Annotated in this window: 16 protein-coding genes; 12 read left to right on the forward strand and 4 right to left on the reverse strand. The window is 37.5% G+C overall.

What is annotated here, in order from left to right:
• The first annotated feature begins 2 nt into the window (after positions 1-2).
• Both AC3RVG_RS05010 and AC3RVG_RS05015 read left to right on the forward strand, forming a co-directional pair.
• Complete coding sequence (locus AC3RVG_RS05010) at positions 3-728, forward strand: metallophosphoesterase family protein (protein WP_489690348.1); 726 nt, start codon at positions 3-5, stop codon at positions 726-728.
• Positions 729-792: 64 nt separating this feature from the next.
• The gene (locus AC3RVG_RS05015) at positions 793-1,782 is read left to right on the forward strand and encodes an acyl-ACP desaturase (protein ID WP_489690349.1); all 990 of its coding nucleotides are present in this window, start codon (positions 793-795) and stop codon (positions 1,780-1,782) included.
• A gap of 102 nt (positions 1,783-1,884) precedes the next feature.
• On the opposite strand, the gene amaB is transcribed toward AC3RVG_RS05015, so the two are convergent.
• The 4 genes from amaB to AC3RVG_RS05035 form a co-directional block, all read right to left on the reverse strand.
• Positions 1,885-3,441 (reverse strand): L-piperidine-6-carboxylate dehydrogenase, encoded by a 1,557-nt coding sequence (amaB, locus tag AC3RVG_RS05020; RefSeq protein ID WP_489690350.1) that lies wholly within the window; start codon positions 3,439-3,441, stop codon positions 1,885-1,887.
• Positions 3,442-3,501: 60 nt separating this feature from the next.
• A complete protein-coding gene (locus AC3RVG_RS05025; protein ID WP_489690351.1) occupies positions 3,502-4,041 on the reverse strand; it encodes a 3-hydroxyanthranilate 3,4-dioxygenase in 540 nt (179 codons plus the stop codon).
• Positions 4,042-4,110: 69 nt separating this feature from the next.
• Entirely contained in the window at positions 4,111-4,620 is a 510-nt protein-coding gene (locus tag AC3RVG_RS05030; RefSeq protein WP_489690352.1) for a CAP domain-containing protein, read from the reverse strand.
• Positions 4,621-5,318: 698 nt separating this feature from the next.
• The gene (locus AC3RVG_RS05035; protein ID WP_489690353.1) at positions 5,319-5,828 is read right to left on the reverse strand and encodes a CAP domain-containing protein; all 510 of its coding nucleotides are present in this window, start codon (positions 5,826-5,828) and stop codon (positions 5,319-5,321) included.
• 205 nt (positions 5,829-6,033) lie between these two features.
• On the opposite strand from AC3RVG_RS05035, the gene AC3RVG_RS05040 reads away from it, so the two are divergent.
• The 10 genes from AC3RVG_RS05040 to AC3RVG_RS05085 all read left to right on the forward strand — a co-directional run bounded on the left by AC3RVG_RS05040 (position 6,034) and on the right by AC3RVG_RS05085 (position 24,687).
• Positions 6,034-7,098 (forward strand): isoaspartyl peptidase/L-asparaginase family protein, encoded by a 1,065-nt coding sequence (locus tag AC3RVG_RS05040; RefSeq protein ID WP_489690354.1) that lies wholly within the window; start codon positions 6,034-6,036, stop codon positions 7,096-7,098.
• Positions 7,099-7,416: an antibiotic biosynthesis monooxygenase family protein gene (locus AC3RVG_RS05045; protein WP_489690355.1), complete on the forward strand. Its 318-nt coding sequence runs from the start codon at positions 7,099-7,101 to the stop codon at positions 7,414-7,416.
• A 118-nt stretch (positions 7,417-7,534) separates the two neighbouring features.
• Positions 7,535-9,043 carry a DUF4153 domain-containing protein gene (locus tag AC3RVG_RS05050; protein WP_489690356.1) on the forward strand — a complete coding sequence of 503 codons (1,509 nt, stop codon included), beginning with the start codon at positions 7,535-7,537 and terminating at the stop codon, positions 9,041-9,043.
• Between the two features lie 133 nt (positions 9,044-9,176).
• Positions 9,177-14,822, forward strand: coding sequence for an alpha-2-macroglobulin family protein (locus AC3RVG_RS05055; protein ID WP_489690357.1), 5,646 nt, complete (start codon positions 9,177-9,179; stop codon positions 14,820-14,822).
• A gap of 191 nt (positions 14,823-15,013) precedes the next feature.
• On the forward strand, positions 15,014-15,910 hold the full coding sequence (locus AC3RVG_RS05060) for a hypothetical protein (RefSeq protein WP_489690358.1): 897 nt from the start codon (positions 15,014-15,016) through the stop codon (positions 15,908-15,910).
• Between the two features lie 24 nt (positions 15,911-15,934).
• On the forward strand, positions 15,935-18,313 hold the full coding sequence (pbpC, locus tag AC3RVG_RS05065) for a penicillin-binding protein 1C (protein WP_489690359.1): 2,379 nt from the start codon (positions 15,935-15,937) through the stop codon (positions 18,311-18,313).
• A gap of 92 nt (positions 18,314-18,405) precedes the next feature.
• The gene (locus tag AC3RVG_RS05070; RefSeq protein WP_489690360.1) at positions 18,406-18,885 is read left to right on the forward strand and encodes a GbsR/MarR family transcriptional regulator; all 480 of its coding nucleotides are present in this window, start codon (positions 18,406-18,408) and stop codon (positions 18,883-18,885) included.
• Positions 18,886-18,905: 20 nt separating this feature from the next.
• A complete protein-coding gene (locus AC3RVG_RS05075) occupies positions 18,906-20,042 on the forward strand; it encodes an efflux RND transporter periplasmic adaptor subunit (protein ID WP_489690361.1) in 1,137 nt (378 codons plus the stop codon).
• A 21-nt stretch (positions 20,043-20,063) separates the two neighbouring features.
• Positions 20,064-23,249, forward strand: a complete 3,186-nt coding sequence (locus tag AC3RVG_RS05080; protein WP_489690362.1) for an efflux RND transporter permease subunit — start codon at positions 20,064-20,066, stop codon at positions 23,247-23,249.
• Positions 23,250-23,289: 40 nt separating this feature from the next.
• Positions 23,290-24,687 carry an efflux transporter outer membrane subunit gene (locus AC3RVG_RS05085; RefSeq protein ID WP_489690363.1) on the forward strand — a complete coding sequence of 466 codons (1,398 nt, stop codon included), beginning with the start codon at positions 23,290-23,292 and terminating at the stop codon, positions 24,685-24,687.
• Positions 24,688-24,735: the final 48 nt, after the last annotated feature.

Below are 24,735 nucleotides of genomic sequence, written 5' to 3' on the forward strand. Positions count from 1 at the left end.
GTATGCAAACAGTAGTAATAGGAGACATTCACGGAGGTTTTAAAGCTTTGAAACAATTGCTTGAAAGCGCAAATCTTTCAAAAAATACGCAATATATTTTTGTGGGCGATTATGTAGATGGTTGGAGTCAATCGGCCGAAGTTATTTCGTATTTATTTGGCTTTTCGCAAAAAAATGATTGCATCTTCCTTCGCGGTAATCACGATGAGCTGCTTTACAAATATTTAAAATTTGGCGAGAGCAATTCAATGTGGCTCAGTCAAGGCGGTGAAAGTAGTGTTGAGAGCTATTCAAAACTGGCTAAAACCGAAATAGAAATTCATCTTCGTTTCTTAGAAAATCTTACTAACTATCATATAGATTCAAAAAACCGACTTTTTCTGCACGCAGGTTTCACCAATCAACGCGGACCGCAGCACGAATATTATCCAAACTTGGTCTATTGGGATCGCACCCTTTGGGAAATGGTATGTTCGATCGATACTACGCTTTCTATGGACGATGACAGGTATCCAAAACGGTTAAAACTTTTCAAAGAAATCTTTATCGGCCATACGCCTGTAACTCGTGTGGGTCATGATAAACCTGCAAATTTTGCCAATGTTTGGAACATTGATACTGGTGCCGCATTCAAAGGAAAAATCTCGATGCTCGATGTAGATTCTAAGGAGTTTTGGCAAAGCGAACCGGTATACACATTGTATCCAAACGAAAAAGGCAGGAATTAAGATTACTTTATTATTAATTTCAGTACTCACTCACTATATTTGTAGTTAGCTCAAAAGACACGCCATGGCACTTAAAAATATCCGACTCGAAGTAATGCAAACTGTTGAAAAAGAAATTGACAGTTATATAGACCAATACCTTATCCCTGTTGATGAAATTTGGCAACCGAGTGATTTACTTCCTAATTTTCAAGGCGAAAATTATATGGATGAAGTATTGCAAATTAGAGAAGAAGCCAAAGAATTGGGCTACGATTTTTGGATTGTTCTTGTGGGCGATATGGTTACGGAAGAAGCATTGCCAACTTATGAAAGTTGGTTGATGGATATGGAAGGCGTAGACCAGCACGGTCGTAATGGATGGAGCAAATGGATTCGCCATTGGACGGGTGAAGAAAATCGTCACGGAGACACATTGAACAAATACCTATATTTATCTGGAAGGGTAAATATGAAGGAAGTAGAAAAAACCACACAACATTTAATTAATGATGGTTTTGAAGTAGGCACGGGTCGTGACCCTTACAGAAACTTTATTTATACCAGTTTTCAAGAACTTGCTACTAACGTTTCACACAATCGTGTAGCAAAAATTGCCAAACAAAAAGGAAATAAATCGCTTGCAAAAATGTGCAATATTATTGCTGGCGACGAGATGCGCCATCACTTGGCATATCGTCAATTTGTTAAAACTATTTTTGAATATGACGCTAGCGAAATGATGATTGCATTTGCAGATATGATGCAGAAAAAAATTATTATGCCTGCCCAAAACCTTCGCCAAAGTGGTGGAAAAATGGCCTCAGCATTTGATGATTTCAGCAACGCAGCACAGCGTTTGGGTGTTTATACCACATACGATTATATTGATATTCTTGAAAAATTAAATGCTCATTGGGAAATTTCCAAGATGGGAAATCTTACCGATGAGGCAGAAAAAGCGCGTGATTATCTTGTAAGGTTACCTTCAAGAATGCTTCGTATTGCAGAAAGAATTAAAATACCGCAAGATGCCAACCGTTTTAAATGGGTTGAGCCGAATGGGATAATATAGTCCCCTTACCCCCAAAAGGGGAATTGTTGCGGAAACGAATTAAAAAACCCCAAAGGTCTCGAAGACCTTTGGGGTTTAATTTTTTAACTAAGAATTACTTTATTACAAATCAAACTTAATTCCTTGCGCTAAAGGAAGCTCAGTTGTATAATTGATTGTATTTGTTTGTCTACGCATATAAACTTTCCAAGCGTCACTTCCACTTTCGCGGCCGCCACCAGTTTCTTTTTCGCCACCAAATGCACCGCCAATTTCGGCACCACTTGTTCCGATATTTACGTTTGCAATTCCACAATCAGATCCTGTTACAGCTAAGAAACGTTCCGCTTCGCGTAAGTTATTCGTCATAATTGCTGAGGATAAACCTTGCTTTACGCCGTTTTGTAAATCTAAGGCATTTTGCAAATCGCCTTTGTATTTCATTATATATAAAACTGGTCCAAATGTTTCGTGTTGTACGATGTCATAATGGTTTTCTGCTTCAGCAATAGCTGGCTTTACGTAGCAACCGCTTTCGTAACCTTCGCCTTCTAATACGCCACCTTCAACTAAAATTTTACCGCCTTCTTTTACCACTTGCTCTAATGCTGTTTGGTAATTTTTAACCGAATCTTTGTCGATTAATGGTCCAACGTGATTCTTTTCGTCTAACGGATTACCAATTTTAATTTGCTTATAAGCAGCTACAATTGCAGCTGTTACTTTATCGTATATGTCTTCGTGAATAATCAAACGTCGTGTAGAAGTACAACGCTGGCCACAAGTCCCTACAGCTCCAAAAACAGCACCAATCACAGTCATTTTAACATCGGCATCTGGTGTAACGATAATAGCATTGTTTCCACCAAGTTCCAATAATGAATTTCCTAAACGCTTAGCAACCGCTTGGGCTACAATTTTTCCCATTTTAATAGATCCGGTTGCAGAAATTAATGGTACGCGAGCGTCGGTTGTCATCATTTCGCCAACTTTATAGTCGCCTGTAATCAAGCAAGAAAGTCCTTCTGGCAATCCATTTTCAGAGAATACACGAGCTGCAATATTTTGACATGCAACGCTAGTCATTGGTGTTTTTTCAGATCCTTTCCAAATACAAGCATCTCCACAAATCCAAGCTAGGGCAGTGTTCCAAGCCCAAACTGCTACTGGGAAGTTAAACGCAGAAATAATTCCTACAACGCCAAGTGGATGATATTGTTCGTACATTCTATGTCCCGGACGTTCAGAATGCATAGTCAAACCGTGTAATTGTCTAGAAAGTCCGACAGCGAAATCACAGATATCAATCATTTCTTGAACCTCACCTAAACCTTCTTGGTAAGATTTCCCCATTTCGTAAGAAACTAACTTTCCAAGTGGTTCTTTTAAGCGACGCAATTCGTCATTAAATTGACGAACAACTTCACCACGTTGCGGAGCTGGCATTGTGCGCCATTCTTTAAAAGCGGTGTTTGCTGTGGTTATTACTTTTTCATAATCTTCTTTGGTAGTAGACTTCACTTTACCAATTAAGGCATTATCTACAGGAGAATAAGATTCAATAATCTCTCCGTTTCCAAAAAAATCTTTTCCAGTAGAAGTACCGAAGTTTATGTCCTTATTTAAGCCTAACTCTTCTAAGGCCTTATCAATTCCAAATTTTTTTGCAATTTCACTCATCAATTTTTATTTTTTTCTTATTAATAATCTACCGATTGCGAAAATAACAAAATTCAATGGTTATTCCTCAGAAACGAAACGTTTATCTGTTTCCATTACAGTGCCACATTCGTTACAAGTGCGCAAGTCTTTACTCGCGTAGAAATGTTTAAAATGTTTAAGAAAATCTGTTTCAATATTGCTGAGGGGGAAGTAGACGTCGTATAATTTGTTATTGCAATTATCGCAGAACCAAAGTAAACCATCTTTTCCATCAAGATCGGTGCGTTTTCTTTCAATAACTAAACCTATTGAGCCTGCGCTTCTGCCCGGAGAGTGGGGCACTTTTGCGGGATGTAAGTACATATCGCCTGGGCCGAGTTCCATTACTTTTTTCGTTCCATTTTCCTGAATTGAAACTTGAATATTTCCTTCAAGCTGGTAAAAAAGCTCTTCGGTTTCATTATAATGGTAATCTTTACGAGCGTTGGGCCCTGCTACTACCATTACAATATAATCGTCCGATTCTATATATAGATTCTTATTGCCAACTGGTGGTTTTAGAAGATCTCGATTTTCTTCAATCCATTTATTTAAGTTGAAAGGTTTTTTAATAGACATTGCCGTATTTTTAACTGTTTAGGTAAAAATACGGCAATTTTAAATAAGTAGAAAGGAGGAATCTCGGTATTATTTTCTATAGAATAGTTGTGTGAAGTAAGTGCGTCCCTTTTCGCATTTCATTACTCCAAAACCAGTGTGAGTATAATTGCCTTCTATAATGGCTTTATGTCCTGCACTCTTTAGCCAAGCGTTTACTACGGCTTCAGCAGTGTCGTAACCATAGGCTACATTTTCGCCAACAACTTTAGCGTCGTCATGAAATTTGATTCCTTCAGAACGATATCCGAAGTTGTCGTGATTTATTTTTTCTTTTTCAATCATATAATCGGTATGATTAACAGCGAATGCTGATGCATACTGAGTGTCTATTATTAGTTCAGGTAGTCCTACTGAAATGCGGTGGTCGTTTACCAACCTTAAAATTTCCGTCGACATTTGAGCATCATTCTTTGCTGCTAAGGCTAAATCAATATCGTATTTAGCTGCTTCAACTTCAAAAGAATCTTCTTTTGAACAAGAGGTTATCAAGAGGCATAATAATGCCATTGCAAGTAGGTTGCTTTTTAGTAGGTACATAATTTCAGGGACATCAAATTTGGGGCATGATGCTGGTTCAAATATATAAAAATTATTAAACCAAAATGCTTTTAATCGAAAAAAGTTTACACTTAATCGGATATTAGGTGTTATTTTTATATTTAAACTAATTCGAAATAGCCCTTAGCTACTATGAGCATTGCGTTTTTCGCAAGTCTTTCTCAGAAAATAAAATTACAAGCGAAAATATAAAAATTAACATATTTTGGGAGATTTTACCGTTTATCGATGTTTAATAACGGTCAAAGATGCACTTAATCGATAATTATTATATTTTGAATGATTGCAAATTGGTAAAAAATATTAAAAAAATCAATTAACGGAGGTGTGGCAACCTTTCTCGAAACACAATAGCAAGCCTATTTATGAACTACTTATTAGTTAAAATTAGGAAAAGCTATTTATGGAAGGTATAATCGATAAGAATTTACTGAAGGTATAATGTTATAATTTGTGTAGAACGGTTGATCAGAAGTCATTAAAATTCATTTAATAATCAAGGAGTAGGTGAAATGCTATGCTTCTTAAAATTATGGCATGTAAAAGTGGAATAGATAGCAATTCTAAATTATACTATTTAAATACAAATAAAGTATAAAGGCAATTGCCGCATCTATAGCTTGGGGGCGCTATAAATACGGCAATTGGAAACAAGTAGAAAAGGGGAATCTAGGGTATTACTTTCTATAGAATAATTGTGTGTAATAGGTACGTCCTTTTGGGCATCTCATTACCCCAAAACCAGTATCGGTAAAATTACCTTCTATAATAGATTTGTGTCCAGGACTCTTTAGCCAAGCGTTTACTACAGCTTCAGCAGTATCGTAGCCATAAGCTACATTTTCGCCAACCACTTGGGCGTCATCGTGATATTTAATACCTTCTGAACGAAAGCCAAAATTATCGTGGTTTATTTGCTCTTTATCAATCATATAATCTGTATGGTTTACAGCGAACGCTGAAGCGTACTGATTGTCCATTTTTAATATAGGGAGTCCAATAGATGTCCTATAGTTGTTTACTAAAGTTAATATATCTGATGACATTTGTTTGTCATTTTTTTGAGCCAATGATAAATCAATATCATATTTGGTGGCTTCAACTTCAACTGAATCCTCTTTTGAACAAGAGGTAAATAGTATGCATATTAACGTTAATGCAAGTAGGTTGCTTTTTAGTAAACTCATAATTTTGGGGACATCAAATTTGGGGCATGATGCTGGGACAAATATATAAAATAAATCATATAAAAATGTATTTAATCGTATAAATCTTACACTTTATCGGATATATGGCTATAAAATGAGTTATTTCTTCTGAATAAAAATTTGCTGAGCCACTATAAACATTGTGTTTTTCGCGTATCTTGTAGGTGAATAAAAAATATCGGCCATGATTAAAACTTTAACATATTTTATGATTATTTTTCTGTTTTTCGGGTGTAAAAACGATGAAAAGAGCACTTTATCGATTATTAATGCAACCGAAAAATCTACAAAAACGGGAGATAACTTCGGAATTGTTATCCATGGAGGTGCTGGAACCATCTTAAAAGAAAATATGAGCGACTCCCTTGAGACTGCTTATAAGTTAAAATTGGAAGAAGCTATTTCTGTAGGGTATAAAATATTGAAAAATGGCGGTACTTCTTTGGAAGCCGTTACTCATACTATTAATGTAATGGAAGATTCACCGCTTTTTAATGCGGGGAAAGGTGCTGTATTTACTCACGATGGCTCCAACGAACTTGATGCCTCAATTATGGACGGAGCAACATTAAACGCTGGCGCAGTTGCGGGTATAAAACATATAAAAAACCCAATAGATCTTGCTCGCGACGTTATGCAAAAGAGTGAACACGTAATGTTATATGGATTAGGAGCGGAAGAATTTGCGCATACATTAGGCTACAAAATGATGGATACATCCTATTTCTACACCAAAAATAGATACGAATCTTTGCAAAAGGTTTTGGAAAGGGAAAAAAACACAAATGATAAGAAAGTCTCTTTTGAAGACTCATTTATAAAGGATTCAAAATTTGGCACCGTTGGTTGTGCTGCCTTAGACAAACACGGAAATCTTGCCGCAGGAACCTCAACTGGCGGAATGACTAACAAACGCTGGAACCGTATTGGCGATGCGCCCATTATTGGGGCGGGAACTTATGCTAACAATGCTACTTGTGCGGTTTCTGCAACTGGATGGGGAGAATATTTCATTCGCGCCGTGGTTGCTCATGATATTTCCGCTTTGATGGAATACAAAGGAATGACACTACAAGAGGCAGCTCGCGAAGTTATTCAGAAGAAAGTACCAGCCATTGGTGGCGACGGTGGCATTGTTGCCATCGATAAAGACGGGAATGTGGCAATGGAATTCAACACTGCTGGTATGTATCGCGCTAGTATGAATTCTGAAGGAGAATTGGTTATTAAAATTTATAAAGAACAATAAATGGAACAACCGTATTACGCAGTAATCTTTACGTCAACCCAAAGTGAAAACATTGAAGGCTATTCTGAAATGGCCGAATTAATGGAATCGCTTGCAAAACAACAATCTGGATTTATAGGAATTGAAAGTGCGCGAAATGAAGTTGGCATAACCGTTAGTTACTGGCAAAGCCTTGAAAGTATTAAGAATTGGAAAGCAAATATGGATCATTTGGTTGCGCAGAAAAAGGGAAGAGAAAAGTGGTATACATATTATAAGGTTAGGATTTGTAAAGTTGAGAGAGAGTATGAATTCTTAAATAATGCAATTAAATTGTAGATACCCTAATAGTAACGCAACCTTTTCATGATATTACTATCTAAATAACATTACTACTAAATTTCCTAAAAAAGCAAGCATAGAAAAAAACTACATCTAATTCTTAATTTTCAAATAGATGTTGGTAAAAAACTTACTTCCAGTAACTTTTCTTAGTGCAATACTTTTTTCAATTTTATTCTACAATCACGATTTGGGTCTTAACCTAATAATCTTTGAGACCGCGTTTATTATTTATTTGATTCTCACTAAACAGTTTAACTTTTCAAATAAAATTCAAGTTATTACAACTTTAGGATTCTTATTAACATCAGTATTTACAGTACTTACACACTCTGTTTTTTCGTATGTTATTCATTTTATAGCTGCATTTATTTTCGTGGGAGTTCTTAATTATCTGTATGCAAAATCAATTATTACTGCTGCTTTAATTTCAGTAAAATTAATATTTCAGTCTCAAATTGAATTTTTAAATAGCATAATAAGCTCAAGAGTGAAAGGCACTAGTATTGGAAATACCTTTTGGAAATTCAGAATTTTTATAATTCCCGCAGCAGTTATTTTTATTTTTGTGGCCATTTACAGAGCTTCAAATCCAATTTTTGATGAATTGACGGTGAATATGGGTATGCAGTTTCAAAACGCCTTCAACTTTATTTTTAAGGATATTGAAATTCTATTTATAGTAACGCTTTTACTAGGCTTGTTAATTAGCAATATATTATTCTTCAGAACAAAAAATTCATCAATTGAAAAGACAGATGCTAGTGCTAATGATCTATTAATAAGAAGAAAACGAAAAGGCATAAGAAGTTTTAAAACACTAAGTTTAAAAAATGAATTAAAAGCCGCTTTGTTTCTGCTTTTCATCCTGAACTTAATTTTGTTAATACTGAATATTACAGATATATATTTGGTTTGGTTCAATTTTGAGTGGGACGGACAAACCTTAAAACAATTTGTACACGAGGGAACTTATCTTTTAATTTTCTCTATTATAATATCAATTACGATAGTTCTTTACTTCTTTAGGGGGAATATTAATTTTTACGCTAAAAATAAACTCTTAAAAAAACTAAGCTATTTATGGTTATTCCAAAATGCAATTTTGGCAATTTCTGTAGGTGTTCGCAACTATTGGTACATAGAATATTTTTCATTAGCCTATAAAAGAATTGGTGTCGCAATTTTCTTGATTTTAACGTTATACGGTCTATATTCAGTTTTCAAAAAAATAAGAAATGTAAAATCTGGGTTTTATCTTTTTCGCACAAATGCCTTGATATTGTATGTAATATTGGTACTAAGCAGCACAGTTAATTGGGATAGTTTAATTGCGAAATATAATTTTGCCCACGCCGATACAGCTTTTTTGCATTTTGATTATTTGGCAGATTTATCAGATAAATCGCTACCCTATTTAGACAAACCTATTTCAGAATTAACGAGAATAGAAAACATACAAAAAGAATTATTCTCTTACGAAACAGACTTTATGAATGCAGAACAATATCATAAACGTATTAAATTTAGGAAAGAAATTTTTAAACAAGATTGGGAATCTAAAAGCTTTTTATCTTGGAATTTCCCCGAATATATGGCCTATAATAAATTGTTCAAGAAATAGGCAAGAGAATCATCAGCTTGCTTTTTGTATTAATTACCTTCTAAATGTCAAATTTCTGAATAAGATATTAAAACAGTTTTGCTTTGTAAGCATATGAATTTGGCTTATTTTTAAATACTTATAACCATCGCTTATGAAAACCTCACTCAAGGTTCTATCCATTGTTTTATTACTTCTCGTTTTTTCCTGCAAAGACAAAGACAAACACTCCGAAACAGACAACCTTTTCAAATTCAAGGATTATATTTCGTATAACACCTACGGAAACCAATCCATCACAACAGACATTCGTGTTGAACTTGCCAAACCTGTGGAGCAATTTGAGATGACTCAAGAACTTTCGGCAGATGAATATTTGAGTATTTCTCCAAAAACCGGAGGGAAACTTGTAGTTGAAAACGGCAAAACTCTAATTTTTCAACCGGCCGCAAATTTAAATCCAGACACCGAATATACCATAACCGTAAAGTTGAATAAGTTTTATGAAAACATTGCTCCCGAATTTAAATCCTACACGTTCAGTTTTCATACTATTACGCCAAATTTCAAAGTTGAAGTTGGTAAACTTCAAAGCTACAGCAAGCAATGGCAATATGTTGAGGCATCCATTAAGGCTTCAGATGTTATTTCTTTTGAAAAAGCCAAACAATTAGTTTCGGCTTCGCAAGATGGCAAAAATCTTAAGCTGAAATGGTCATTCCAAGAAACAGATGCTAGCTTTTTCAACTTTACAATCGATAGCATTACTCGGAAAATTGAAGATTCGGAAATTCTTATTCAATGGGACGGAAAACCAATCAATGCAGAAAATAAAGGCGAAAATACGTTCGCAATTCCGGGACAAAATAACTTTACAATCGTAGATATTAGTAGCACTTTGGCGCCGGCTGCACTTTTAAGCATCAACTTTTCTGACCCGTTGTTAGAAAATCAGGATTTCGCTGGCTTAGTTACTATTGAAAATTTACAGAATTTACAATACGAAGTAAACGGAAACGTTCTAAATGTTTATCCGCCAAACAGAGTAGTCGGCGACGTAAAAGTCACGGTTTTCACTGGAATTAAAAATACCGAAGGTTTCGGCTTAAAAAACGAATTTTCAGAATTGGTGTCTTTTGAACAATTAAAACCCGCCGTGCGGATGATTTCTAAAGGCGTGATTCTTCCAAACTCCGCTTCTACGCCCGTTTATTTTGAAGCGGTAAATCTTTCAAAAGTTGACGTTCGCGTAATAAAAATTTACGAAAACAACGTGTTGCAGTTTCTTCAAAGTTATAATTTGAATGACAATAACACCTACGATATTAAACGAGTTGGACGAAGAATAGCTAAAAAAACCATCAATCTTAAAAATGAAGATTTGGGAAATAATGGTAGTTGGAAAGCCTATGCTATCAATCTTTCGGAATATTTTAAAGCAGATCCGGGCGCCATTTATCAATTAGAAATCAGTTTCAAAAAAGATTATATAAGCTATGATTGTGCTGAAACTGCTTCAGAAAATACCGATGAAAATGAAGAAGAAGGCGACGAATATTACGGCGATTACTATGAAGAAGACTCTTATTACGCTACCGATTCTTCCGAAGATGAAGAACTTCGTGAAGAGCGTTATTGGGACAATGAAATTTACCGCTGGAGAAATTACACCTATAATTGGCAGCAGCAGGACAATCCGTGCCATCCCGCATATTATAACGAAGAGCGCGTAGTTACGGCAAATATTCTTGGTTCAGATTTGGGCTTGATTGTGAAAAAAGGCAACAACCGTTCCTATCATTTTTTCGCTACAAACCTAGTTTCGGCGAAAGCTGAGGGTGGGGTGAAAATAAAACTTTTCAATTATCAACAACAACTAATTGAAACCGTAACCACCGAAAGTGATGGTTCTACGCTTTATGATAGCAAAAAAAATGCGGCATTCGCAGTAGCACAGAAAGGCAACAATTTTGCATATATAAAATTGGAAGACGGAAATGCGCTTTCCATGAGTAATTTCGATATTTCCGGGAAAGAATTACAAAAAGGTCTAAAAGGCTACGCTTACACCGAACGCGGCGTTTACCGTCCCGGCGACAGTATTCACTTAACTTTTGTCTTAAACGACAACGCAAATCCGCTTCCCAAAAATCATCCCGTAACACTTTCTGTAACCGACGCCCGAGGAAAATTGGTTCAACGCTCAGTCTTAAATACCATAGGAAACAGTTCCTCCCCTTTTTCAAGAGGAGGTGCCGAAGGCGGAGGGGTTTCGGAGGCTAGGGGGCTGGGAGACTTTTACTATTTTCCAATCGCCACAGACGCATCCGCCCCAACTGGAAATTGGAACGCAACAATAACCGTCGGCGGCGCGCAATTTAGTCACACGTTAAAAGTGGCAACCATAAAACCAAATCGACTAAAAATAAAACTCGATTTTGACGATGAAATTCTAGATGCAACAAAACCCGTAAAAGGAATGGCAAGCGCCACGTGGCTTCACGGATCGCCTGCGCGAAATTTAAAAATCGATATGACGGCCACACTTCGCGCGAGCAATACAGCTTTTCCGAAGTTTCCAAAATATAATTTCACGGATCCTATTCGTAGCTTTAATGAAGTAGAAATCCCAGTTTTGGATACGCAACTTTCTTCGGAAGGCGTTGTTTCTTTTAGCCAAAAGATGGAAGTTGGAAATAATGCACCCGGAATGTTGAAAGCCACTTTTTTAACGAAAGTCTATGAAGGCGGAGGCGACTTTTCAATGGATATTTTTTCAAAAGATTTGGCGCCGTTCACACATTTTGTTGGGTTAAAATCGCCCGAAGCTGGTCGCTACGGTTCTTATTTTACAGATGAAAATACAAATTTTGATGTGGTTTCCGTAGATACTAAAGGCCAAGCTGCCGCTAATCGCGAGCTGGAAGTAAAAGTGTTTCAGATTGAATGGCGCTGGTGGTGGAACCGAGGTTCGGATAATCTTTCAACTTATGAAAACTCCACTGTTCACCGCCCGGTAAAAGATTTCACCTTAAAAACTGATGGCAGCGGAAAGGGAAAATTCACCGTAAATATTCCCGATGATGAAGGCGGACGTTATTTAATAAGAGTAATCGATAAACAATCTGGCCACGCAACGGGACGCATCACTTATTTCTATAGAAATTGGTCGCAGCGTCCAAGCGATGGCGATTCAGAAAGCGCGAAAATGTTAGTTTTTTCAGCAGATAAAGATAAATACAATGTAGGCGAAGAAGCTTTTATAACGTTTCCTTCGGGAAGCGACTGTCACGCACTAATTAGCGTTGAGAACGGCACCGAAGTTTTGGCAACGCATTGGATTGAAACCAAAAAAGGAGAAACCAAAGCTGCGATAAAAATTACGAAGGAAATGGCGCCGAATATTTATGTGAATATTTCACTACTGCAGCCACACAGCCAAACGAAGAATGATTTACCGATGAGGCTTTACGGTGTAATTCCGCTTTTGGTGGAGGATCCTTCAACGGTACTTCACCCAATAATTTCGATGCCCGAAGTATTAAAACCAGAGAAACAATTCACCGTAAAAGTTTCCGAAGAAAAAGGCAAACCAATGACCTATACTTTGGCGGTTGTTGATGAAGGTTTACTGGATTTAACGCGCTTTGGAACACCAGATATTCACGAAGCGTTTTACAGTCGCGAAGCTTTGGGTGTAAAAACGTTCGATATGTTTGATTATGTAATTGGCGCATATTCGGGCAGTGTCGATAATATTTATGCAATTGGTGGTGGCGATGCGGCTTTGGGCGCGAAAAATAGAAAAGCAGACCGCTTTAAACCCGTTGTAAAATATCTCGGGCCATTTGAACTTGCTGCCGGAAAAATGGCCACTCATAATATTATGATGCCAAATTATATCGGTTCCGTTCGCACAATGGTTATTGCGGGCTATAAAACCAAAAGTGCTTACGGCAGTGTAGAAAAAACCACACCCGTACGTACGCCTTTAATGGTCTTGGCTTCGCTTCCGCGGAAATTATCGCCGGGTGAAACCGTTACGCTTCCTGTTACCGTTTTTGCAATGGAGAATAAAGTGAAAACCGCCACAATTACTGTGAAAACTGGCGATGCGTTGAAACCGATAAATGGTTCTTCAAAAACTGTTTCTTTCAACGAACCGGGAGAACAAATTGTAAATTTTGAATTCGAAGTACTTCCAACGAAAGAGTTTCAAACCATAGAAGTAACCGCTTCCGGCAGCGGTGAAAAAGCGAGTTACAAAGTTGAAATTGATGTGGAAAATCCGAATCCGATTTCGCAAAAATCTACGCAATACACAATTTCAGAAAATGGCTCACAAACCATCAATTTTGAAACTTTTGGCGTAGCCGGAAGTAATACGGCGACGCTTGAATTTTCAACTTTGCCACCGATGGATTTCGGAAAAAGGCTGGAATATTTAATTAACTATCCATATGGATGTTTGGAGCAGTCTACTTCATCCGCATTTCCGCAGTTGTATTTGGCAGATGTTTTCGACATTACTTTCGACAAAAAACAAGTAATTGAAAAAAATGTAAAAGCAACTATTGCGCGTTTGGGCAGATTCCAACTTGCCAACGGCGGGCTTTCCTATTGGCCCGGCGAACGCGAAGCAGATGAATGGAGCACAACTTATGCGGGTCATTTTATGCTTGAAGCGAAGCAAAAAGGATACGCTTTGCCGATAAGTTTTATGAGTAATTGGTTGCTGTATCAGCAAAATACGGCTCGCCAATGGCGAAATAGTTATGCGGTATATAACTCCAGTTTAACACAGGCTTATAGACTTTACACTTTAGCATTGGCAGGAAAACCTGAATTAGCTGCAATGAACAGACTTCGCGAAAGCAAAGAATTGAGTAACGATGCTAAATGGCGACTGGCTGCGGCTTATGCTTTGGCTGGAAAGAAAAATGTTGCTGAGCAAATTGCACAGTCGGCGAATATTAATTTTGTTCCCCAAAAATCTGACTATTATACGTACGGTTCTCCGTTCAGAAACCGTGTTATGGCTTTGGAAACCATGGTTTTATTGGGCGATCCGAAACAACGTGAAATGGCAATTTCCGTGGCGAAAGATTTGTCTTCGAGAAATTGGTACAACACGCAGGAAACTTCGTATGCTTTAATGACGATGGCAAAAATGGTTGAAAAGAACGGCGGAAAAGCAATGGAACTTACGTTTACAAATGGCGGGAAATCGGTTGAGGTTAAAACCGACCGCGCCATTGCACAACGAGATCTGTCGTTTGTGATGGGAAACAATTCTGTTTCAGTAACCAATAAAAAAGGAAATATTGTTTACGTTTCGCTTTCACAACAAGGGAAATTACCATTAGGAAAAGAACTTGCAGAAAAACGGAATCTTTCCATAAAATCTGAATATTTGGGTGGTGATGGAAAACCAATCGACGTATCAAAATTGCGACAAGGAACAGAAATAATTGCAAAGGTCAGTATTACCAATACTTCCAACGATTGGATAAATAATGTAGCACTTTCAAAAATATTCCCAAGCGGTTGGGAAATTGTAAACACCAGTTTTAGTGCATTGGGCGGAGGCGCAAGCGGAGACGCACGATATACTGATATTCGCGACGACCGTGTAAACTTCTTCTTCGATTTAAATAGCAATCAAACGAAGACGTTCACTGTGAAACTAAATGCGTCCTATTTAGGAACGTATTATTTGCCCGGAACGCAAGTTGAGGCGATGTATGACAACTCGTATTTTGCACGGAATAAAGGAATGTGGGTAACTGTTGAATTGTAAATCTAGAATTATGACAATTACATTTTGGTTCCTTCCCCTTTTTTAGGGGAAGGTGGATTTTCAAAACTGCCAGAGAGCAGTTTTGAAAAGACGGAAGGGGTAAATGCTATTCTATTTTAACCACTAGTAGGCCACCTTGTAGGTTTACACTCGAAGTGTAATTCTTGCTCAATTTTTTTAATAACTAAACTATGAGATTAGCTGTGTTACTTCTACTTTCGGTTCTTTTCAGTTGTTCTGTTAACAAAAAAACGGAATGCAATTATATTACAGATTACTATCAAACAATTTATAAGGCGGATTACGAATTTGAAACTAAAAATCACCAAAGAGCATTTGATTTGTATCAAACTGCATTTAATTCTTGTGAGCCAATAACAACGCTAGGTTATAATGAAATTGAAAAGTTCGCAGAAACTACTGCTATTTTAAAAAAGCATGAATTGACTTATGAGTTTTTGAAAAAATCAATTCTGAGCGGTTCAGAATTAAGTAGATTTCAAAATAATACAAGTTTTGAAGGATTTCTGGCTTCAAAATACGGGAAGCAATTAGAACTGGAGTACGATACTTTACGTAGTCAGTTTATGGATAAGATGGATTTAAAGTTGAGGGACGAATTAATTTTAATGCGTTATGCTGATCAAGGAGTTAGGAGCAAAGGTTCTGAAGCGGATTGGAAAAAGGTTGACAGCATTGATAAATTGCACGAATTAAGATTGATCGAACTTTTTGAAAGCGTAGGTTTTCCTAATGACGAAATGGTAGGTCCGACTTCATTAGACGGTAGACATATCGATATAGGTCCCATATTGCTTCACACAGATGATAGTATCCGTATGAATTATTTCGTGCCAAAGGTCAGGGAATTTGTGCGAAAAGGCGAGGCATCACCATATTATGTGGGAGCTATGATTGATCAATATTATTACTATCATAAAGAGCCTCAAATTTATGGAACTATTAGAGGTGCAAATATGATAGATGATTTGAAAAAAGTGGATAGTAATAGAATTTCGATTGGTTTAGCACCATTGGACCTACAACAAAAAAAGGATAGTTTAAATAAAATTAAGTATGGATTTTAGAGCGGAGACTGATGTAGAAATAATATGAATAATAAAACCGTTTTCTTCCTTAAAACCCACAAAATAAAACTCAGTATCGCGCTAGTTTTATTTATGGTTTGGCTCTTCTGCCTTCCTTCGCCATTATTTGATGTTCCCACCGCAACCGTTGCGGAAAGTAGCAGCGGGCAAATGCTTGGTGCTCGAATTGCCGATGACGGTCAGTGGCGATTTCCGCAAATGGATTCAGTACCAGACCGCTTTGAAAAATGTATTCTTTATTTTGAAGACGAGCATTTTTATTGGCATCCCGGCTTTAATCCGGTTTCCATTTCAAAAGCACTTTGGAATAATCTCACCACAGATTCCCGTCGCGGCGGAAGTACGATTACCCAACAAGTAATCCGTCTTTCCAGGCAAAATAAAGGGCGAACTTATTTTGAAAAACTAATTGAAATTTTTCAAGCCACGCGTTTGGAAGCGGGTTTTAAAAAGAAATCGATTTTGAATTTATACGCTTCGTATTCGCCTTTCGGAGGAAATGTGGTTGGGTTGGAAACTGCGTCTTGGCGTTATTTTGGGCTTCCTGCCAGCGATTTAAGTTGGGGACAATCGGCTGCGTTAGCGGTTCTTCCAAATGCGCCTTCACTTATTTTTCCTGGGAAAAACGAAGAAATTTTAAAGCAAAAAAGAGATGCTTTATTGCTGAAACTTTTCAAAAATGAAGTAATTGATGAAACTACCTATCAATTAGCTTTGGATGAGAAACTACCCGGAAAACCGTTGCCTTTACCAGAATATGCACCTCATATAACTGAAAAAATACGAAAGGAACATCGCGGCAAACGCATTGAAACTACAATCGATTTTTCACTTCAACAAAAGGTGAACAATATCGTGAAAGAGCAGCATTATCAGTTGGCTCAAAACCAAATCCACAATCTCGCTGTATTGGTAATGGACGTAAACACGCGTGAAGTTTTGGCTTATGTGGGCAATTCGCCAACTACTCGAGAGCACAATAATTATGTAGATATCATCGAAAAACCGCGAAGCACAGGTAGTATTTTAAAACCATTTCTTTTTGCTTCAATGCTCGATGCGGGCGAAATTCTCCCGAATACATTGGTGGCCGATATTCCAACTACAGTAAATGGATATACTCCAGAAAATTTCGACAAACAATTTAATGGGGCAGTCCCAGCAAGCGTGGCACTTTCGCGTTCGCTAAATATTCCAGCGGTGAGAATGTTGCGTAATTTCGGTTTACAGCGTTTTTATAATATTCTTGGAAAAATGAATCAAAGAACCGTGGACAAACCTGCAGATTATTATGGATTGTCACTGATTTTGGGCGGTGCGGAAAGCAGTTTATGGGATATAACGAAAGCCTATGCAGGAATGGCTTCAACCTTAAATTTCTTCAACATTTCTTCCAGCGAATACCGAAAGAATGAATTTATGGAACCTGTTTATGTGTATGAACACGAAGAAATTGATTTCGGAAAAATTCAGCAAAAACCTTCCGTTTGGAATGCAGGAGCAATTTATGAAACCTTCGATGCAATGGAAAAAGTGAACCGCCCCAGCGGTGAGGAAAATTGGGAATTTTTCACAAGTAGTCAGCCGTTGGCGTGGAAAACAGGAACGAGTTACGGTTTTAAAGATGCGTGGGCAGTTGGTGTAACACCGAAATACGCAATAGGCGTTTGGGTTGGAAATGCCGATGGCGAAGGTCGTCCGGGTTTAACGGGAATTCAAGCTGCGGCACCTGTGTTGTTCGATGTTTTGAATGTTTTGCCACAAAGTGGTTGGTTCAACATTCCGTACGATGAATTGGTTGAGGTTGAAATCTGTACCAAAAGCGGCCATCTCGCCGGACTTTTTTGTGATGAAATAAAAATGGAATGGATTCCAAAAAACGGCGCGCGAACCGAAGCTTGTCCGTACCACCAAACTGTATTTTTATCCCGAGGTATCGGGACGGAGAATTATCGGGTTAATTCTTCGTGCTATCCGCTTTCGGAAATGGTTCAAAAAAACTGGTTTGTGTTACCGCCAGTTATGGAATACTACTACGCATCGCTTCACCCAGAATATCATCCTTTGCCGCCTTTTGCGCCCAATTGTTTGCAGGAAGGCGAAAAATTAATGGCGTTTATTTATCCGAAAAAAAATGAAGCGGTTTTACTTCCGAAGAATTTTGACGAAAATGTGAACGAAGTAATTTTCAAACTAGCGCATCGTTCTCCCGAAAACACGGTTTACTGGTATTTGGATTCAGAATATATCGGTAAAACGGAAACTTTTCATGAATTGGCTGTTTCACCCAAACCAGGGAAATATATGTTAACGGCAACCGACCAAGACGGCAACGAACTTCGAGAGTCAATCGAGATAAAATCTGCTTCAGAAACCCACTAAATTTTATTTAACAAAAACTTAATACTGGTTAGTTCGGATGATTCCGAACTAAACGTACTTTTGTGCCCACATAATAATTCATAATTTATATTTTGACAAAAAAAGAAAACTTAATTGAGAAATTGGGTGTGCACATTGAGGGTAAGGAACAAATCGCCCCATTGGCCGCGAGAATTCTTTCTACCTTAATTTTGACTGGTAAAAAGGGTGTGACTTTTGAATCTTTGGTTTGTGAACTCAGTGCAAGCAAAAGTACAATTTCAACACATTTAACCACATTACAGGCTGCAAACCGCATAACATATCACACTAAATGCGGTGATCGCAAAAAATATTTCACACTTGTTCCAGACGCAATGATAAATTCAATGAGCGTAATGCTTAAAAATTGGAAAAATGAACGCGTTTTGCATCTTGAAATAATGGAATATAAGAAGGAGATCAATTCAGAACTTCCAACGGATTGTCCTGAAATTTTCGATATGGAATTTCACAAAGATTATGTGGAATTTCTTTCGCAAGCAAGTGCATCCATTGAAAAAATTCAAAAAAAACTTACTGAAAAGCAATAATTCGACTAATAAAATCAACAATGAAAAAGAAAAATTTAATTTATTCCCTTGCCTTAGTTTTAGGGTTTTTACTAATGCTAACTTCTTGTGGTGACGACAAGAGTGCGCAACAAGCTCAAGGTGCACCCCAGGCTCCAACATTGCCTGTAGTAACAATTCCAACTAAAACAGTGACGGCATTTACTACGTATCCCGCAAGTATTGAGGGAATTGTAAATAGCCAAGTAAACGCAAAAATTTCGGGTTACATTACAGATGTTCTTGTGGATGAAGGCCAAAAAGTAAGAAAAGGTCAAACTCTTTTCCGTCTGGAAACTCAGACTTTGAGCCAAGATGCTGCCGCCGCAAGTGCAAATGTGAATGCTGCCCAAGTTGAGGTTGATAAATTAAAACCTTTGGTTGACAAAAATATAATCAGCAACGTACAACTTGAAACCGCAAAAGCGAAACTTCAACAAGCTAAAAGTGGCTACAATAGCATTGCAGCAAACATTGATTACGGAAATATAAAAAGTCCTGTAGATGGTTATGTGGGCTCAATTAATCTTCGGAAAGGTGCTTTGGTGAGCCCTTCATCACAAATTCCGATGACAACGGTTGCAGACATCAGTAAAGTGTACGCTTATTTTGCAATGAATGAAAAGGAATATTTAGACTTTATTCTGAATGCAGAAGGAAAAACGATTGAAGAAAAAATAAAAAACCTTCCAAAAGTGCAGTTACTGTTGGCAAACGGAAGTCTTTACGATCAGGAAGGAACCATTGAAACTATCAATTCACAAGTAAATGCAAATACAGGTTCTATTACTTTTAGAGCTGTTTTTGACAATCCTTCGCGCATTTTAACGAATGGAAATAGTGGAAAAATTAAACTTCCAAAAGTATTTACAGATGCCGTGATTGTTCCTCAAGAAGCTACTTATGAGCAACAAGGAAGTTTCTATGTTTATAAAGTTGGGGAAGATGGAATGGCAACTTCAACCAGAATTGAAAAAAATGCCGAAGTTGGAAATCTTTATGTTATTACCTCTGGCTTGCAGAAGGGTGATAAAATTGTAGCGAAAGGCGCCAACAAATTACGTGGTAATTCAAAAATAAACCCACAGGAAATGCCTTTTGACAGCATTGCTAAACCTATCGAAAAAGTTTTTAGATAACCCTTTACAAGAAAAAAAACGATGCTAAAAACATTCATAGACAGACCCGTACTATCGACGGTTATTTCGATAATTATAGTAATTCTTGGAGTTTTAGGACTATCCAATTTACCTATTACACAATATCCAGATATTGCACCGCCAACTATTCAGGTAAATGCTACCTACCCAGGGGCAAACGCTGAAACGATTCTTGAAAGTGTAATAATTCCACTGGAAGAGCAAATAAATGGGGTGGAAGGAATGACTTATTTAACTTCTACTGCCACAAACAACGGTACAGCTTCCATTAGCGTATTTTTTGATCAAGATGTGGATCCAGATATTGCTGCGGTTAACGTACAAAATAGGGTGGCACGAGCCAATCCTTTATTGCCACAGGCAGTTATTCAAACAGGGGTTACAACTTCAAAACAACAGACTAGTGCATTGATGTTCCTTTCGTTTTATAGTGAAAACAAGGATTATGATGACACCTTTCTTCAAAATTATTTAAAAATAAACGTAATTCCTGAATTACAAAGGGTAAATGGTGTTGGAGATGTAACAGTTTTTGGAGGAAAAGATTATTCGATGCGCATCTGGCTGAACCCACAAAAACTTGCTGCTTATAGTTTGATGCCCACTGATGTTATTGCTGCTTTACAAGAACAAAGTCTTGAAGCTGCTGCCGGGTCTTTAGGTGAAAATAATGGTGAAGCATTTTCATATACTATTAAATATCCAGGCCGCTATAAAACCGAACAACAGTACAGTGACATTGTAATAAAAGCATTGGGCAACGGTGAATTTTTGAAATTGAGTGATGTGGCCAAAATTGAATTAGGGGCACAATCTTATTCCGGAGGTTCCGTAACTAACGGGTATCCTGCAGTGAATATGGGTATTTTTCAGACCAAAGGTTCCAATGCACAGGAAATTATTGATGCCATAAAGGTTGAGCTAGCAAGCGTAGAACGCGACTTGCCAGATGGAATCACTTATTATATTCCTTACGATACCAATAACTTTTTGAATGCTTCCATAGAAAAGGTGGTAATGACTTTAGTTGAAGCATTCCTTTTGGTTTTCTTAGTTGTTTTTATCTTTTTACAAGATTTCCGTTCAACTTTAATTCCAGCTATTGCGGTTCCAGTATCGATTATTGGAACGTTTTTCTTTCTGAATTTATTTGGATACTCTATTAACTTGTTGACGCTTTTCGCATTGGTTCTTGCAATTGGTATTGTGGTGGATGATGCAATCGTCGTCGTCGAGGCAGTCCATTCAAAGATTGATGAAGGAGAAAAGAGTGCCAAAAAGGCTTCTTTGAAGGCAATGCACGAAATTTCGGGAGCTATTATTTCTATTACATTGGTGATGGCTGCTGTGTTTATTCCAGTGACTTTTATTAAAGGGCCAACGGGAGTGTTTTACGAACAATTTGGGGTTACACTTATTGTTGCTATTATTATTTCTGCAGTAAATGCCTTAACGTTGACGCCAGCTTTGAGTGCGCTGTTTTTAAAGGGACACGATGACAAACAGAACAGTAAAAAACCAGGATTTATACAGAAATTTTTCAACGGTTTCAACAGTGGTTTTAAAGCAACTGTAAATCGTTATGGCAGATCGGTTCATTTTCTTTACAGACATAAATGGATCACTGTGCTTATTTTAATTTTGGCCGTTTTAGGTATTTGGTGGTCTTCTGCAACGCTCAAAACAGGTTTTGTGCCTGATGAAGATCGTGGAATTATCTTTATGAATGTGGAACTTCCAGCAGGTTCTTCAGTTGATAGAACACACGAGGTTAACCAAATACTTTACTCCAAAATTAAAGACTTACCGGGAGTGCAAGGAGCATCTGTAATTGATGGACGAAGTTTAATTAGTGGCGCAGGAAGTAATTATGGTCTTGGATTTATTAGACTTGATAACTGGGCAGATCGTGAAGATGAATCACTTTCCGTGCAAGCAATAACGGGTCAACTTTTCGGAATTGCAGCCCAAATTCCTGAGGCCCAGATTATCTTCTTTTCACCCCCAAGTATTCCAGGTTTTGGAAACTCGGCCGGAGCAGAAGTGAACTTATTGGATCGTTCGGGAGGAAGCTTTTCCGATTTAGATCAGGCCAATCAAGAATTTATTGCGAAGCTAACCGCAAGACCCGAAGTTCAATATGCGCAATCATCATTCAACACGCGCTATCCACAATACGAAATGACGCTGAATGTACCTTTAGCAAAAGAGGTTGGCGTTTCGGTGCAAAGTATTTTTGCAACACTTCAAGGATATATAGGAAGTGTATTTGCAGCAGATTTTTCCCGCTTCGGAAAGCAATATCGTGTTTATGTACAGGCTTTACCAGAAGATAGAGCCACTGAAAGTGATTTAAATAGCATTTACGTGCGCACCGCAAGTGGTGAAATGACACCGATAACGCAATTCGTAACACTGAAAAAAGTTTATGGCCCGCAATCGGTAACGCGATTCAACCTTTTTAATTCAACCAAAATTACAGCCGCAACTGCTCCAGGGTTTAGTTCAGGTGATGTTATTAATGCTGTGGAAGAAGTAAAACAAACGTTGCCAAGTAATTTTGATATTGCTTATTCTGGATTGACTTTGGAAGAAAAAAACGCCGGAAACCAAACAACAACCATTTTTATTCTGTCGCTGGTGTTCGTTTACTTTTTACTCGCAGCACAATATGAAAGTTATTTATTGCCCTTTTCGGTATTACTTTCTTTACCCGTCGGAGTTTTTGGAGCATATGTTACAACGCAACTCATGGGGCTGCAAAATAATATCTATTTCCAGATAGCTTTAATAATGCTTATTGGGCTCTTGGCGAAAAATGCAATTCTTATAGTAGAATTTGCTTTACAGCGAAGAAAACACGGTGAGTCTATCGTTGATGCCGCCATTGAAGGTGCTGAAGCTAGATTACGTCCAATTTTGATGACATCTTTCGCCTTTATTTTTGGATTAATGCCGTTGGTACTTTCTAATGGAGTAGGTGCAGCAGGTAACCGTTCTATTGGCACGGGTGCCGTTGGTGGACTCTTAGTTGGAACTATTTTAGGAGTATTCGTGATTCCAATTCTGTTTATATTCTTCCAATGGTTACAAGAAAAAATTACGGGAGCTCCTACAGACAATGAAGAGTTGCTGGATATTGAAACTGGCGATAAATTAATTGAAAATACTGATAACAATGAATAATCAAATAAATTCATCCTTAAAAGACCATAAAACCAAACAGATGAAAACAAATAGAATTTATTCATTGCTGTTAATAATAGGCGTTCCACTTCTGCTCGTTTCCTGCTTTGCGGCAAAAGATTACGAACGGCCAGAAGTTGTAAACGAAGCAAATTACAGAACAGATAACCTTCCGCAGGATACTTTAAGCATTGCAACGGTTTCTTGGAAAGAGTTGTTTACAGATCCTTCGCTTCAAAGTTATATTGAAGAAGGATTGAATAACAATATTGATATTCGTGTTGCCCTTCAGCAAATTCGAATTGCAGAAGCTTATGTAAAACAGGGCAAGGCAAGTTATTTTCCATCGCTGAGCGGAAAGGGACAATACACGCATCAAGAATTTTCGAGTGGAAGTCAGTTTGGGAGCCAGTTTTCATCTTTAGATCAATATGAATTAAGCGGAAGTCTTTCCTGGGAAGCAGATATTTGGGGAAAAATTCGCAGTAATGATCGTGCTTATCAAGCTACATACCTTCAAAGTGTTGCAGCCCACCAAGCAGTAAAAAGTAGATTGATTGCGAATATCGCTTCTGTATATTATCAATTGTTGTCACTCGATGAACAGATTCGTGTAACCGAAGAGACTATTGAAACGCGCGCTAAAGGTTTAGAAACCACACAAGCGCTAAAGGAAGCCGGAAACCTTACCGAAGTAGGCGTAAAACAGACGGAAGCCCAATTATACACAGCACAGGGAATTTTAATCGATTTAAAAAACCAAACGCGTTTAATGGAAAACACAATGTCCATTTTATTGGGAAATGCGCCGCAGGAAATTACCCGTGGAGCGTTAGAGAATCAAGTAATAAATACACCTTTAAACACTGGAGTTCCCACACAATTATTAAGAAACCGCCCAGATATTATTGAAGCTGAATTCAGTTTAATGAATGCCTTTGAACTTACAAATGCCGCACGCGCAAGTTTTTACCCAACATTAACGCTTTCGGCAAGTGGTGGCTTGCAAAATCTTGAAATTGATAAGCTATTTAATGCTAATTCATTATTCGCAACTATCATCGGGGGTTTAACGCAGCCTATTTTTAACAAGCGTCAAATACGTACACAGTACGAAGTTTCGCAAGCCAAGCAAGAGCAAGCATATTTAGATTTTAGATATGCAATTATTAATGCCAGCAAAGAGGTTTCGGACGCATTGTACAATTATGAATCAGCCACAGAAAAAATAGAGGTGAAGCAAAAAGAATACAACGCCTATAATTTGGCAACTGGTTATTCTGAAGATCTTTTAAATAGTGGCTTCGCTAACTATTTAGAAGTGTTGACTGCGCAGGAAAATGCTTTAAATTCTAGTTTAAATTTAATAAACGCAAAAAATATCCAACTTCAATCCATCGTAGATTTATACGAAGCTTTGGGTGGTGGTTGGCAATAGTTTTTTTCATTGTTTTTATTGTTGATTGTAAATCTGTCTTGAATTTTT

The organism is Aequorivita sp. IT1282 (genome assembly GCF_058068205.1).

What these genes read in the sequence shown, in the direction of transcription:
- AC3RVG_RS05010 (WP_489690348.1), top strand. Translation starts at nt 3, where the DNA reads ATGCAAACAGTAGTAATAGGAGACATTCACGGAGGTTTTAAAGCTTTG.
- AC3RVG_RS05015 (WP_489690349.1), top strand. Translation starts at nt 793, where the DNA reads ATGGCACTTAAAAATATCCGACTCGAAGTAATGCAAACTGTTGAAAAA.
- amaB (WP_489690350.1), bottom strand. Translation starts at nt 3,441, where the DNA reads ATGAGTGAAATTGCAAAAAAATTTGGAATTGATAAGGCCTTAGAAGAG.
- AC3RVG_RS05025 (WP_489690351.1), bottom strand. Translation starts at nt 4,041, where the DNA reads ATGTCTATTAAAAAACCTTTCAACTTAAATAAATGGATTGAAGAAAAT.
- AC3RVG_RS05030 (WP_489690352.1), bottom strand. Translation starts at nt 4,620, where the DNA reads ATGTACCTACTAAAAAGCAACCTACTTGCAATGGCATTATTATGCCTC.
- AC3RVG_RS05035 (WP_489690353.1), bottom strand. Translation starts at nt 5,828, where the DNA reads ATGAGTTTACTAAAAAGCAACCTACTTGCATTAACGTTAATATGCATA.
- AC3RVG_RS05040 (WP_489690354.1), top strand. Translation starts at nt 6,034, where the DNA reads ATGATTAAAACTTTAACATATTTTATGATTATTTTTCTGTTTTTCGGG.
- AC3RVG_RS05045 (WP_489690355.1), top strand. Translation starts at nt 7,099, where the DNA reads ATGGAACAACCGTATTACGCAGTAATCTTTACGTCAACCCAAAGTGAA.
- AC3RVG_RS05050 (WP_489690356.1), top strand. Translation starts at nt 7,535, where the DNA reads ATGTTGGTAAAAAACTTACTTCCAGTAACTTTTCTTAGTGCAATACTT.
- AC3RVG_RS05055 (WP_489690357.1), top strand. Translation starts at nt 9,177, where the DNA reads ATGAAAACCTCACTCAAGGTTCTATCCATTGTTTTATTACTTCTCGTT.
- AC3RVG_RS05060 (WP_489690358.1), top strand. Translation starts at nt 15,014, where the DNA reads ATGAGATTAGCTGTGTTACTTCTACTTTCGGTTCTTTTCAGTTGTTCT.
- pbpC (WP_489690359.1), top strand. Translation starts at nt 15,935, where the DNA reads ATGAATAATAAAACCGTTTTCTTCCTTAAAACCCACAAAATAAAACTC.
- AC3RVG_RS05075 (WP_489690361.1), top strand. Translation starts at nt 18,906, where the DNA reads ATGAAAAAGAAAAATTTAATTTATTCCCTTGCCTTAGTTTTAGGGTTT.
- AC3RVG_RS05080 (WP_489690362.1), top strand. Translation starts at nt 20,064, where the DNA reads ATGCTAAAAACATTCATAGACAGACCCGTACTATCGACGGTTATTTCG.
- AC3RVG_RS05085 (WP_489690363.1), top strand. Translation starts at nt 23,290, where the DNA reads ATGAAAACAAATAGAATTTATTCATTGCTGTTAATAATAGGCGTTCCA.